Origin of the sequence: Paenibacillus sp. FSL H8-0048 (assembly GCF_038002825.1) — a bacterium.
Taxonomy (GTDB): domain Bacteria; phylum Bacillota; class Bacilli; order Paenibacillales; family Paenibacillaceae; genus Paenibacillus_AQ.
Map to the genome: position 1 here is coordinate 2980794 of NZ_JBBODF010000001.1, position 13493 is coordinate 2994286.

The 13493-nt window shown below is 56.4% G+C and carries 11 protein-coding genes; 2 read left to right on the forward strand and 9 right to left on the reverse strand.

From position 1 onward, the window contains the following. Positions 1-39: 39 nt before the first annotated feature. The 8 genes from NSU18_RS12525 to NSU18_RS12560 all read right to left on the reverse strand — a co-directional run bounded on the left by NSU18_RS12525 (position 40) and on the right by NSU18_RS12560 (position 10233). Positions 40-1215: a BMP family ABC transporter substrate-binding protein gene (locus tag NSU18_RS12525; RefSeq protein WP_341019413.1), complete on the reverse strand. Its 1176-nt coding sequence runs from the start codon at positions 1213-1215 to the stop codon at positions 40-42. Between the two features lie 212 nt (positions 1216-1427). Further along, the gene (locus tag NSU18_RS12530) at positions 1428-2057 is read right to left on the reverse strand and encodes an NTP transferase domain-containing protein (protein ID WP_341019412.1); all 630 of its coding nucleotides are present in this window, start codon (positions 2055-2057) and stop codon (positions 1428-1430) included. A 43-nt stretch (positions 2058-2100) separates the two neighbouring features. Next, positions 2101-3675 (reverse strand): PucR family transcriptional regulator, encoded by a 1575-nt coding sequence (locus NSU18_RS12535; RefSeq protein WP_341149167.1) that lies wholly within the window; start codon positions 3673-3675, stop codon positions 2101-2103. A 766-nt stretch (positions 3676-4441) separates the two neighbouring features. Beyond that, a complete protein-coding gene (locus NSU18_RS12540) occupies positions 4442-5374 on the reverse strand; it encodes an IS3 family transposase (RefSeq protein ID WP_341149168.1) in 933 nt (310 codons plus the stop codon). A 5-nt stretch (positions 5375-5379) separates the two neighbouring features. Next, positions 5380-5694: a helix-turn-helix domain-containing protein gene (locus NSU18_RS12545; protein WP_341147862.1), complete on the reverse strand. Its 315-nt coding sequence runs from the start codon at positions 5692-5694 to the stop codon at positions 5380-5382. A 509-nt stretch (positions 5695-6203) separates the two neighbouring features. Further along, positions 6204-7583 (reverse strand): amidase family protein, encoded by a 1380-nt coding sequence (locus tag NSU18_RS12550; RefSeq protein ID WP_341149169.1) that lies wholly within the window; start codon positions 7581-7583, stop codon positions 6204-6206. A 477-nt stretch (positions 7584-8060) separates the two neighbouring features. After that, positions 8061-9638: a gamma-glutamyltransferase gene (gene ggt, locus NSU18_RS12555; RefSeq protein ID WP_341149170.1), complete on the reverse strand. Its 1578-nt coding sequence runs from the start codon at positions 9636-9638 to the stop codon at positions 8061-8063. A 217-nt stretch (positions 9639-9855) separates the two neighbouring features. Then, positions 9856-10233, reverse strand: coding sequence for a PH domain-containing protein (locus tag NSU18_RS12560; protein WP_341149171.1), 378 nt, complete (start codon positions 10231-10233; stop codon positions 9856-9858). 455 nt (positions 10234-10688) lie between these two features. On the opposite strand from NSU18_RS12560, the gene abc-f reads away from it, so the two are divergent. Next, entirely contained in the window at positions 10689-12698 is a 2010-nt protein-coding gene (gene abc-f / locus NSU18_RS12565) for a ribosomal protection-like ABC-F family protein (protein ID WP_341149172.1), read from the forward strand. A gap of 50 nt (positions 12699-12748) precedes the next feature. Further along, positions 12749-13222 carry an ASCH domain-containing protein gene (locus tag NSU18_RS12570; RefSeq protein ID WP_341019404.1) on the forward strand — a complete coding sequence of 158 codons (474 nt, stop codon included), beginning with the start codon at positions 12749-12751 and terminating at the stop codon, positions 13220-13222. Positions 13223-13321: 99 nt separating this feature from the next. On the opposite strand, the gene NSU18_RS12575 is transcribed toward NSU18_RS12570, so the two are convergent. Continuing rightward, a complete protein-coding gene (locus tag NSU18_RS12575; protein ID WP_341023390.1) occupies positions 13322-13477 on the reverse strand; it encodes a hypothetical protein in 156 nt (51 codons plus the stop codon). Between the last annotated feature and the right edge of the window lie 16 nt (positions 13478-13493).

The window sequence follows — 13493 nt, forward strand, 5'->3', positions numbered from 1 at the left end:
CGTAAGGCTGTGCTGTATGAAGATGTGTTTCAGCTGCTGTTATTGCGGAATCGTGCCCTCGACACCCTTGACCAGCCAGTTCATGCCAAGCACCTCTTCAAGGGTCAGCTTCTGGCCGTCCTTAACAGTTACATTGCCCTTGTTGTCCGAGATCGGTCCAGTGAATACCTCCAGCTCGCCGCTGATGATCTTGGCCTTGGCGTCCTCCACCAGCTTCTTCACATCCTCAGGAACCTTGTTGCCGAATGGCGCCAGCTCCACCATGCCGTCGGCCATATCGCCGGAATACTGCTCACTTTTCCAGGTTCCGTCCATCACAGACTGTACAGCCTTTACATAATAAGGACCCCAGTTCCATACAGGGTTGGTTAAGTAGTTGTCCGGTGCATACTTGCTCATATCCGAGTCATTTCCCCCGGCAAAAGCTCCCCGTTCCGCCGCAGCCTGAAGGGTAGCCGGTGAATCCTGATACGCCAGCAGGACATCCGCCCCTTTGTCGAGCAGGCTGATTGCCGCCTGACGTTCCGTCGCAGGGTCATACCAGGTATTCGTCCACACCACATCCACCTTCACCGCCGGGTTGACACTCTGCGCGCCCAGCGTGAAGGCGTTCAGATTATAGATCACCTCGCTGATCGGGAAGGCTCCCACATAGCCGAGATGATTTTTCTTTGTCATTTTGCCTGCTGCGATCCCGGACAGATAACTGGCCTGATAGTTTTTGCCGAAGTAGGTTCCCATGTTCTCGGCTGTCTTGTAACCGGAGGCATGCAGGAATTTCACGTTAGGGAATTTGCCCGCCACGTTCAAGGTGAAATCCATATAGCCGAAGCTTGTGGTGAACACGATGTCATGGTTCTGCGCAAGCTCTGTGATGATCCGCTCGGCATCGGCGCTTTCCGGTACATTTTCAACGAAATCGGCCTTGATCCCAAGCTCCTTCTCCATATACAGACGGCCCTGATCATGCTGATACGTATACCCGCCGTCACCCGGAGGTCCGATATAGACAAAAGCAACCGTCGGCTTCTTCGCTGCCGGCTCCGTGGTTGCCGCTGCCTCGCTGCCTGCCGGTGTACTTGCCGCCGAAGGCGCCGCTGTTGCTGCTGCATCTGTATTAGACGCTGTATTATTCTTCGCGCACCCCGTCAGAACCACCGCCAGCAGGAACATCGTAATAACACTAAATTTGAATGCCTGACCCCTTTGTTTCATAATTCTCCTCCTCCAGGATATCTCTCCTAATGGCTACAGCCATTAATGTATCTCTACTATACTGAGGCGCAGCACTTACGTAAATTTATATAACATAGCTTTGTATGGTTGGATAAGAAGAGGGGGCAGTTTTGTGCTTCATGCACGAAGTCATCTCAAATTTAACTTAAATTATGTGATATTACCTTACATTACTTTGAAAAATAGCGAATTCACTGTCTATTGCCGCTCCGCACACTCCATTCTCTGCGGTACTCTCCAAAGCTCTCCGGCAGCCCGGGCTCTGCAAACGTCTGAACAGGCTCTTGCGGCAGGATTAGCCCCTTATATTCCTGGGTCCGCATAATGCCAGCTATGCCCTCTTCATCGTCCAGCTCCTGGAGTTCGCGGAACAGCGTGCTTGAGAACAAGGTAGGCGGCATCAGCAATCCTTCTTGTGCACTCGTGACATAATCAAGCTCCGGGTGCTGCCCATAAGCTTGGATGAACCGGCAGATCTGATCCGCTGCCACAAACGGCTGGTCCGCCGCCGCAATGACCACGGCATCCGGCTGAAGCGAAGCAACAGCATTCAAGCCGCAGCGCAGTGAGAAGGACAGGCCCAAATGGGCCGTCAGGCAAGTTTCAATCCGCCGCATATTCTCCGCCTTCCCAGCAGGCGGCAGCCAGCCCAAAGGATCATCCGCGCGAACCACCACAACCACCGGCGCAAGCCCGCAGGTCTCCAGCTCACTGAGCATCGCCGCACCTGTTGAACCCGCGCCCGCCCTGTTCAGAGAACCTTCCGAGGCCCCTGCTCCATTACTGCGGCCTGCCGCCAAAAAGATTCCGGCCACCTTCATTGCTCTCCACTCCTTTTTTTGGCAATCTGCTCATGGACGGCTGTTATTCGCGCTCCAGCATTCTGCGGAACAGGAAGACCAGCTTCAGCTTCATGAGATCATTGATTTTTTTGAAATCGACATCCAGCAGCTCACTGAGCTTCTCAATCCGGTAAGTGGCCGTATTGCGGTGAATGAACAGCTTCTTGGCCGTCTCGTTCACATGGCCATCATTCTCCAGGTAGACCTCCAGCGTGTGGAGCATCTCCTTAACATATTCCGGTTCCCGGCTAAGCAGTCCCCGCAGACTGCCGTTGTAGTAACGCTCCATGGTCTCCGCCGGAATCTTGCTCAGCAGCAGATCAAGCTCCAGCTGGCGGTAATGCACCACATTTCCGTGTGCGCCCCATTGCCGGGCCATCCCCATACATTCCTTAATCTCGGCAAAAGCTTCCTTCAGCCCCTCCGGCTTCAGCTTCACGCTGCTTACAGCAGCCTGCGGATAATACCCTCTATCGAACTTCAGGCTGTCGAAGCATTCCTGAATCAGTGCCCGGAACTCCTCGGGCTGATGCGGCCCGGCCGGATACAGCGACACCAGTCCCTCCTCCACCAGAAAGTGGACCGCCTGCTGGCCATGCAGCACCGGATGCTCCGAATACTCCTCCTTCAGCCGCAGCAGCTCTATCTGCCGGGCTTCTCCCGCAGCAGCCACATCGGTAAGCAGCAGTTGGAACGGGGCCTCAAGCAGCGTAATCTCCAGCCGGAGCGCCGCCTGCGCCAGCTCAGCATATTTCAGCCCGTCATTCAGGAACCGCCGCAGCAGCCCGCTGAATTCCCGGTGCCCAGCCTGCTCGAAATAATCTTCCAGCCCAGTATGCATATGATAAGAAATCAGCTCTGCCCCCTGGACGAACAGACTTTCCTCCACGGGCAGCAGCAAGGGATCAATATCGCAATAATGAAGGTAACCCAGGCATTTCCCGGCCTGCAGCAGCGGAAGCCGGTAGCCGGTGCCTTCGCCGAGACGGAAGCGCTGATTGCGTGGCGGCCAGGGCCAACCTTCCAGTTGCTCACTCTCCGTATACCCCGAGTTGTTGAACACTACCGTGCCCCGGTTGCTGATTACAGCCAAGCGATACCCGATAATCTCCGAGACGGTGTCCAGCAGCGGACGGCTGCGGCCGGAACGCAAGGCAAGACGCATCAGGAGCCGCTGCTTCTCCATCATGCTCTGCAGGGTGCCCACGCTGCGCGACAGCTCCGCGCGGAATAAGCCGTTCATCTGGTCGGAGAAGGTGAACTGGAACGGCAGTTCAATCAGCGGGAAATTCAGCTGCTCCGCTTCCGCAATCAAGGGCGGCGGCACAGCCTCCCAGAACCGGCCCAGCTTAATGCCCAGCCCTGCTGACCCGCGCCGGTTCAGCATCTGCAGCAATGCCGAGGCCTCCTCCGGGCTGTCCTTGATCAGATAGGCTGTGGTCAGCAGCATTTCCCCTTCCTTGATCCAGTCCGAGATATCGGGAGCATCCATGACATTGATCGATTTCACAATCCTGTGCTTCCCCTTGGACCCGGCAATCAGCTTCGCTTCGGATAAAGGATAAATGGACAACGCTTCTTCCACTGTAAGATGCATAGCCCCTCCTCCTTCTCTACCTTCATAATAGGTTCATTCGATTCATATGTTACTTTATGTAACATTATAGATAAAATGACCGCTGTTGGAAAGAGAAAAGTTAGAATTAGGCTTATATGTGTTAGGTAACATCACATTTTGAGTGGTAGTAACACTCATTTGCTCCTATGGAGCTGCCTACGGTGCACGTATCTTCGCAGCTGCCGGATGTATGCTGTTTTCCGCATACATCCGACCACTCACCCCCGCACCGGCCCAATGTAACCAACCCGGTAGCCCTCGTGCCACCGAATGTAATCGGTTTTCCGATTACATTCGCTCCGTCAGCCCTCGCGCCGCCCAATGTAATCGGTTTTCCGATTACATTTGATTCACGCGCCTACGCAACTCCGAATGTGATCGGTTTTCCGATTACATTTGGTTCACGCGCCTACGCAACTCCGAATGTGATCGGTTTTCCGATTACATTTGGTTCACGCGCCTACGCAACTCCGAATGTGATCGGTTTTCCGATTACATTCGCTCCGTCAGCCCTCGCGCCGCCCGATGTAATCGGTTTTCCGATTACATTTGATTCACGCGCCTACGCAACTCCGAATGTGATCGGTTTTCCGATTACAATCGCTCCGTCAGCCCTCGCGCCGCCCGATGTGATCGGTTTTTCGATTACATTTAGTTCACGCACCTACGCAACTCCGAATGTCGGTGCGACCCCCTTATCCCGGAGTCCTCCGTATCAAATCGGTACTTGTCGTAGCTATGCTCTTTATTTCGCTTTTTCTCTCGGCCAGAAGAAGCGGGAGCGGTCTTCTAGAGTCAGGACCCACTCCGCAAAGGTAGCTGGCGGCATGTTCCGAAGGCTCGTATGCATTCTGCGATTGTTGTAAAAGTCCATGTACCGGTCCACGGCTTCATAGGCCTCTTCGAAGGTGTCGAAGGCCTCTTTTCGGAACAAATCCCGGTCGATATTGCTGTGGAACGATTCAATAAAAGCATTTAAATCTGGCGTTCGAGGCGGAATGCGTTCATGGGTCATTTCCCAGCTCTCACACATGTCGCCAAACAGGTGGCTGACGAACTGTGGGCCGTTGTCGGTGCGGATCACCGGGCGTGCGCTGCCAGGGGCGCAGTGTTGTTCCATGGCGCGTCCCAGCGTCTGGCAGGCGTGCTTGGCCTCACATGACGCTCCGCGGTGGTAGCCGACGATGACACGGGTAAACACATCGATAATACTCAGGACAAAGAAATGCCGGTCCCGGCCCGCCACGTACCCATACTTAATGTCCATCTGCCAGAGCTGGCCTGCTCCGGTAATGACCCGGTTCTCCGGCAGCTTCCGGGGATGCTTAAAGCGTTTGTGGCGCTGCGGCTGCAGGATATCCAGCGCCTGGCACAGCCGGTAGCTTTTCTTGTGATTGAGCCTCAGCCCGCGCTGGTTCCACAAGCACTTGGCCAGCAGTTTGTATCCGTACACATGCTCTTCTCCAGCGATTAATTCCAGCAGCCATTCCTGGATTTCCTCGTCGCTAATCTTCTCTCCAGACTCGATCAGGGAGTAGCCGGGTACGGGTCTTCCGCGTCCCTGAGGTACGGCCTGTGCCTCCTGCTTCTTGCGTTTCTTACGGTCGTAATACGTAGACTCTGCGAGCCCCACGAGACGGAGTACCAACGCTGCGGTATTCCCCTGCTTAATGAACATGTCGGCTACCTCGATTTTTTCGGATAAGCAGGGGTTGGCTTTTTTAGCAGTTCACGCAGAATTTCGATCTCTAGCTCCTTTTCGCCGAGGATCCTGACCGCCTTCTCGTATTTCTGCTCCACGTCCAGGAGGCGCTTCAATTCCTCCACCTGCTCCTGGGGATACGGATGCTCTTGTTCCCCATGGGCTTCGCGGTAATCTCTCACCCACTGATTCACCGTCGATGGGGTCACCCCATACTTTCGGGCAACCACCGCTGCCTTAATGCCAGACAACACCTCTTGCGCGGCTTTCTCTCTTGTTCCTGTTAAGTGTCCCATACCGTTCATCCTCCTCCTGTTTCTAGTCTACATTTTTGTGGGGGAGGACTCCAACTTCTTTAGGGGGCTGTGGAGATGTGATCGGTTTTCCGATTACATTTGGTTCACGCGCCTACGCAACTCCGAATGTGATCGGTTTTTCGATTACAATCGCTCCGTCAGCCCTCGCGCCGCCCGATGTAATCGGTTTTCCGATTACATTTGGTTCACGCGCCTACGCAACTCCGAATGTGATCGGTTTTCCGATTACAATCGCTCCGTCAGCCCTCGCGCCGCCCGATGTGATCGGTTTTTCGATTACATTTAGTTCACGCACCTACGCAACTCCGAATGTGATCGGTTTTCCGATTACATTTAGTTCACGCGCCCACAGCGCTGAATGTGAACGGTTTTTCGATTACATTTGGCCCGCTCCCCCAGTACCGGCACATTGTATGCTGTTTTCCGCATACATTCGGTCAATAAATAGTCCGGGTTCTCTTCGTTCAGAGAACCCGGACTATGATTTCCTACTTCCATACCTCCTGTATCCAGGACAGGAGCCGGAGATCTTGTCCGTGCCCGCCGATGACGGACAGTCCCAGCGGGAGTCCGCCGGGGCCGGGCACCGGCAGCGTAACCTGCGGCAGCCCGGCCAGTCCGGCCAGGCAGCTGAGCATCATCGCGCTGCTGCGGCTACGCTCCAGTTGCCCGGGTCCTGCGCCGCGCAGCGGGGCCGGACCCGGCACGGTCGGAAGGACGAGACAGCCGTCCTTCCCGAGAAGCGCCCGCAGCCGCTGAGTGATCCGGCTGCGCAGCATAGCGGCGGGGCTGTGATCCGCCCCGGCCAGCCCCGCCGCCCAAGCGAACCGGGCGGCAATATCCGGCCCGAAGACCGGCTGCTCCCGCCCGATCCACTCTCCATGGGTTGCCCAGATCTCGGCACCCTGCAGCTCGCGGAAGGCGTCCATCCAAGTCTTCAAGCCTTCAGGGGCAACCACGGCTTCAGCAGCCTGTAGCGAAGCGCCTGCTTGCAGCTTGTCCAGCCCACGCCTCAGGTAGTCTGCACAGTCCTGCTCCACAAGCGCCCAGCCTTCCGGCGGGATGAACATCCGGGACATTCGAAGATCACCGGCAGACTCGTCTACCTTCTCACCACCGCTCTGCTCCATACTATTCTCCATGCCCTGGGCAACTACGCCGCTGTTCGCAGACCCGAGCAGATCGCCCGCCTTCTTCCTGTTCTCCCCACTACAGGCATCTTCGCCTCTGTCCACAGACCCGAGTAGTACACCCTCCTTCTTCCTACTCTCTCCGCCCTGGGCAACCACGCAGCTGTTCGCAGACCCGAGTAGAACGCGCCCCGTCTTCAGCAGCAGCTCCGCGCTTCCCGCGATCCAGCCCACCGTGTCAAAAGCCGGGGCCAGCGGAATCACCCCCTCCAAGGATACCGCTCCATGCGATGGACGATAACCGAACACACCGCAATAAGCGGATGGAACCCGGATTGAGCCGCCTGTATCCGTCCCAAGGGCAAAATCCACACTTCCCGAGGCCACCGCTACCGCCGACCCGCTGGACGAGCCGCCGGGAATCCGGTTCTCCCCATGCGGATTCACCGGCGTACCGTAATGATAGTTCTCTCCGCCAAGGCTGTACATCAGCTCATCTGTATGGGCAGCTCCCCGCAGCATAGCTCCGGCTTCCAGCAGCCTGCGAACAACAGTCGCATGGGAGTCCGCCGGTTCATGGCTGCGCAGCCAGTCCGGGTTACCGGCGGAAGAGCGGTGCCCGGCCACTGCGAAGACATCTTTTACTGTGAAGGCCAGGCCGTGCAATGTCCCGTGCCCGCTGCCTGGAATCTCCAGCTCCGGGACCCGGAATGCACCGTGCCGATTATCAAGAACCATACTGCCCCACCCTCTCCCTCCCGGACCAGCCGGATTATTCTATCCTTATCTCCTTAATTACTCTACCTTCTCCTCTTCTAGTAGAGTAATTAAGGGATGAAGCTGCGTTTAAGCCGAGCATTCGGCGATAGTTGTATTCCGTACACCTAAACACAGTGAAAAGAAGGAGTTTCCTCTTCTAACTGCACTCTGTACAACTAAATCTGCCCGAATGGGTGAAAATCCAAGTAGAAAGGTATTTTAATTGCACGAAATACATCTAAACGGAGATTCGGCGGCACATTCGAGGATTTAGTTGTACAGATTGCAATTAAGCCTTCCTTAAGCATCCCCTTTACACCCTGATCAGGGCGCGGCAAACCTTCAGTAAGCGATTAGTTAAAGTAATTCTCACAAGCTGAAATCTGATGCTCTATTAGTCTTCCTGTCCCCCCAATCTCCCAATCTCCCAATCTCCCTGCCACGAATTCATTCCCTCTACCACCCGATAGCAGCTCCATCAGAGCGAGGGTCAGTCCCCCCACTGCGGTAGCCGTTGCCATCAATCGAGATAGCATGGGCGTGCCCCATCACCCCGTCATAGCTCTCTGCCTCACGGACCAGATGCCCCGCCTCCGCCAGCTCTGCCCGTACGGCTTCCGCTACCCGGTTCTCGATCCGCAGCTCCTGAGTCGGCTCCCCCCAGGTTCTGCCCCAGACAAAGCGCGGTTCACTCACCGCAGTCTGCGGGTCCATCCCGTAATGAAGCATGCGTGTGAGCAGCAGGGTCTGCGTCTGCGGCTGTCCTTCACCGCCCTGCGTGCCATAGAGATAAGCCGGTTTCCCGTCCCGGCAGGCCATCGCCGGCATCAGCGTGTGGAAGGTGCGCTTGTGCGGCTCCAGCGTATTGACATGGGCGGGATCGAGCGAGAAGAAGGACCCGCGGTTCTGAAGCAGAATCCCCGTATTCCCAGCCACAACCCCCGACCCGAATTCGAAATACAGACTCTGGATGAACGAGACTGCATTCCCCTCTTCATCCACCACCGCTGCGTAAGCTGTATCCCTTCCAACCGGTTCGCTGCTTAGAGCAATCGCCTTATGGGGACAAATTGCCGCCGCGAGTTGTGCCGCATAGGACTTACTCAGCAGACGGTCCAGCGGAATGCTGCTAAAGGACGGGTCAGTGAGCACCTGGTCACGGTCACGGAAGCTCAGCTTCAGCGCCTCCACCAGCAGATGATAATACTCATAGGAGCCATGCCTGATCTCTGCGAAGTTATAATGCTCCAGGATATTAAGCGCCATGAGCGCGGTGAAGCCCTGCGAGTTCGGCGGAACCTGATAGACGGTATGCCCATGATAGTGCGTCTGGAGCGGCTCTTCCCAGCTTCCCTTATGGTCCGCGAAATCCTCGCGGGTCAGGTACCCGCCGGAAGCCTGCATGTGATCACAGATCTCTTTCGCAATGCTCCCTTTATAAAAAGCATCCCGGCCTCCCGCCGCAAGTACCCGCAGCGCCCCGGCCAGCTGCCGCTGCACAAACCGCTCTCCCGCCGCCGGAATCCGGCCGCCGGGAAGATACACCGCCGCCGCTTCAGGCGACAGCGCGGCTCCGGCCAGTACGCTGCCGCCATGCTGGTCCGGCGACAACGGAAAGCCCCCGGCGCTGTAGCCGATAGCCGGCTCCAGCACCTCGGCCAGGGTCAGCCGTCCATACTCCCGTTGGACGGCCTCCCAGCTATCCGCCATTCCGGGCACCGTAATGGCGCTGCGCACACCCCGCCGGGGAATGGCCTCCTCCCCGGCATAGCAGTCCCGGCGGACGGCGTAGCCAGAGCGTCCGCTGCCGTTATAAGCCCGTACGCGCCCTTCACTGGCGCTGTACCCAAGCCAGAAGGCGTCTCCGCCGAGCCCGGTCATATGCGGATAGACCACAGCCAGCGCCGCGCTGACTGCAACGGCCGCATCATAGGCGTTGCCGCCTTTGGCCAAAACTTCCGCGCCCGCTGCCGAGGCCAGATAGTGCGGGCTGACCACCATTGTTTTCGTTCCGGTCACCGGTCCTCTCCCCATGTTCTGCCTCCTTCCCTGCCGCTTAAGTTAGTGTCATTTAACAGCAGGCCCGGAGCCCCTGTCAACGGCTTCCTTAGGACCGTACATTTGCTGCCGCTTATTTTGTGAGCCATGCACAAATTTAAGAATAGAAGCAGGCCCGGCATCCATTCTGTCCGTCTGTTATATGGAGCTGCAGCAGGCTACAGCCTTAATACGCCCTGTCTGTGCGCCCCCCTCACTTCAGGATATATTGCGACAGCACAGCCTGCACTTCATAGATATCCACCGATTTGTTGAAGGTTTTCTTCAGCGGCAGCCCCGCGCCCGAGATATATAGGCACAGCTCCGCATCCAGGTCGAAATGCCCCGCCGTCTCCACGGAGTAATGGGTGATGCTTTTGTAAGGAACAGAGTGGTATTCGGTTTTTTTGCCGGTCATCCCCTGCTTGTCTACAAGAATCAGCCGCTTGTCTGTAAAAATAAACATGTCCCGGACCAGCTTATAGGCGCGCTCAATCTTTTCATTCGGAGCCAGAATCCGTCCGTATTCCCGCTGCACCTCTCCCAGCTCAACCTGGGTCGCATTGCCCAGCAATCCGTTAAAAATCGTCATAGCGCTCCTCTTTTCCGCAGCCGTTATAAGGGCAACGCCCCTTCGCCACACTTCATACTACTTGCAGAACCATGCTTTTATGTCTGGAGAGAACATTTCTCCCTTGCTTATTTCGGGATTTTTGGTTACACTAGCTTTAAATTTATCAAAAAGGAGGTGTAGGAGAATGGATCACAATCGGACCAACAGTGTTAGCAGCCGGCTGATTAATATTATGGCGGGCATCGTTCATGTGAAATCGGACAACGGGAGAAGTCTGTCCATTTACAAGAATTTAATAACACTACAACATTGTGAAATGCCTTTCTCGCCTACACTTCAACGGATGTCTTAACCCGAAGAATTCTCAGGCCGTGGGGAAATTTCCCTGCGGCCTTTTTATGTGCTTTTAAACGGATATTTCGGATAAATTGAAGCGGCAGAGCAAAGAGCATTCTAATCAAAGGAGCCTAACGATGATTATCTCATGTCAAAATATCCAAAAATACCACGGTGCCCAGCTCGTTCTGAGCGATGTCACCTTCGATATCCGCCAAGGCGAAAAAATCGGCCTGATCGGCCGCAACGGCTGCGGCAAAACCACCCTCTTCCACTTGCTCAGCGGGGAAGAACGCCCGGACCAAGGACAGCTCTCCATCCGCCGGGGCAGCGTCATCGGCCTGCTTGCCCAGATTCAGGAGGTGAACGAGAGCGACACGGTCTATGCCGTCCTCCAGCGCAGCTTCGCGGAGCAGCTCGGCTGGCAGCGCCGCCTGCGGGAGCTGGAGCAGGAGATGTCTTCCTCCGGTGCGGGTGACAACGAGCAGGCCTGGAACCGGCTGCTTAAGGAATACGGCACCCTACAGGAGAAGTTCGAGGCCGCAGGCGGCTATGAGCTCGAAGCCTCGATCCAACGTGTAGCCTCAGGGCTGGGGATTGGAACGGAGCAGTATGACCGCCGCTTCTCTTCCCTCTCGGGCGGAGAGAAGACCAAGGTAGGGCTGGCCGAGCTGCTGCTGCGCCGTCCCGACATCCTGCTGCTCGATGAGCCGACCAACCATCTGGACATGGAGGCTATCGAGTGGCTGGAGCAATTCCTCCAGAGCTATGACGGCACGGTGCTGGCGATCTCCCATGACCGTTATTTCCTGGATGCCGTGGTGAAGAAGGTCATCGAGCTTGAAGACGGGGAGGCTTTCACCTTCCATACGAACTACAGCGGCTATCAGGTGGAGAAGGAAGCCCGGCTCCTTCAGCAATTCGCTGACTACCAGGAGCAGCAGAAGAAGATCAAGCAGATGCAGGAGAGTATCAAAAGGCTGATTGAATGGGGCAACCGCTCCAATCCGCCGAACCCTTCCTTCCACCGCCGTGCGGCGTCCATGCAGAAGGCGCTGGACCGGATGGTCAAGGTCAAACGCCCGATTCTGGAGCGGAGGTCCATGGATCTGCAGCTCCAGCAGGAGGACCGGACCGGCAACCAGGTCGTCATCCTGGACCGGATCAGCAAGTCTTACGGGGAGCGCAGGCTCTTCTCGGCCGCCAGCGATATTCTGAGATACGGCGAGACCACCGCACTGATCGGCGGCAACGGAGCAGGCAAAAGCACCCTGCTGAAGATCATCCTCGGCCAGGAGACACCAGACAACGGGAGCTGTACGCTTGCTTCCAGAGCTGTCGTCGGTTATCTGGCCCAGGAAGCTGTGCCGGAGGAGGGCGGCCACTCCGTGCTGCGGTATTTCCGCGAGGAAGCCGGACTTGAAGAAGGCGAAGCCCGCGGCCAGCTGGCCCGCTTCCTTTTCTACGGCAGCGATGTCTTCAAAAGCATCAACAACCTCTCTGGAGGAGAATGGACCCGGCTGCGCTTCGCGGTCCTGATGCACAAGAGGCCGAACCTGCTGATTCTGGATGAGCCGACCAACCATCTGGATATCGATTCCCGCGAGGCGCTCGAGGAAGCGCTGGAGGAGTTCCCCGGCACCGTGCTGGCGGTATCCCATGACCGTTATTTCATCAACCGCTGCTTCGGCAAGCTCTGGCATATTGACGGCGGACGCTTCTCCTCCTTCCCGGGCAACTACGAGTACTATAAAGAAAAGCAGGCCGAAGCCGTCCAGCGGCAGGAGGTCACGCAGCCGGAACCTTCCGGGGGCAGCACCGGTAAGCCCCGTTCTGTAAACGGGCGGGCAGACCAATCCCCTGCCTCAGCAGGTTCGGATACGGAATCCGCTTCCTCTCGCCGCAGGAATACCGGGGGTTCTCCCTCCGGCCCTGCCAGTCCGAACCGCAAGCCGCGTCCGGCGGCTTCGTGGGAGCAGGACATTGCCGCAGCAGAAGCACAGCTTGCTCTTATCGATACGGAGATGCTTGATCCGCGAATGTCGAGCAATGCAGAGAAGCTGGCAGAGCTGCAAGGAATGAGAGATGCTGCGCAGCAGAAGCTCGATGACCTGTATAGCGGCTGGTTAAGCGAAGCGGAGATGTGAATTTGTTTTGTGACAGACTAAATACTAAATCTAAGATAGAGGTGACCGTAATGACATTAACCCCGGAAATTGCGAAATATTGGGAGAGTTATCTGGCGGAGCATCCGGAAGCGGCGGACAAATTCGACAGCGCCTGGGCGTTCGGCGACAATCCCCGGCTGGCAGACGAGCTGCTGGATCTGGTGCTGAGAGGAATCAAGACAGGAACCGCGCAGAATTATGAGCTGATTAAGGCTCAGGGGCTGAGCATGCCTTTTACAGGCGGATTATCCGTCCTGCTGGACAGCACAGGTCAGCCGCGGGCGATCATAGAAACAACGAAGGTGGAGGTCGTTCCGTTCGCTGAGGTAACCGCTGAATTTGCCTACTCCGAAGGAGAAGATGACCGCAGCCTAGAATCCTGGCGCTACGAGCATGAAGTGTTCTTCACCAGAGAGCTGGAGCGTGAGGGTAAGCCCTTTGACCCGGAGATGAGGGTGGTCTGCGAGAGCTTCCAGCTGGTGCATATTAACAACGAATCGTAAATCAATCTAAAAAGGCTGCTTCTTCACTTCGAAGAGGCAGCCTTCATTGTATATGTGCAGTTAGTAGTTGTGGGACTTAGCTATTGCTGCGGGCGGGTCTTAGAATTTCCAGATGCCCATTATCCAGCCGATCAACGAGATCCATAAGGGAATACTGATCAGGACACCCCATACCAGGCCCGTGGCGATATTGCCCTCTGTAGGCCGGGTCATTCCCTCCTGCGCAAGCGGAAGTCTTAGCTCTTCTTGTTCCATGCGATCCCCTCCTAAA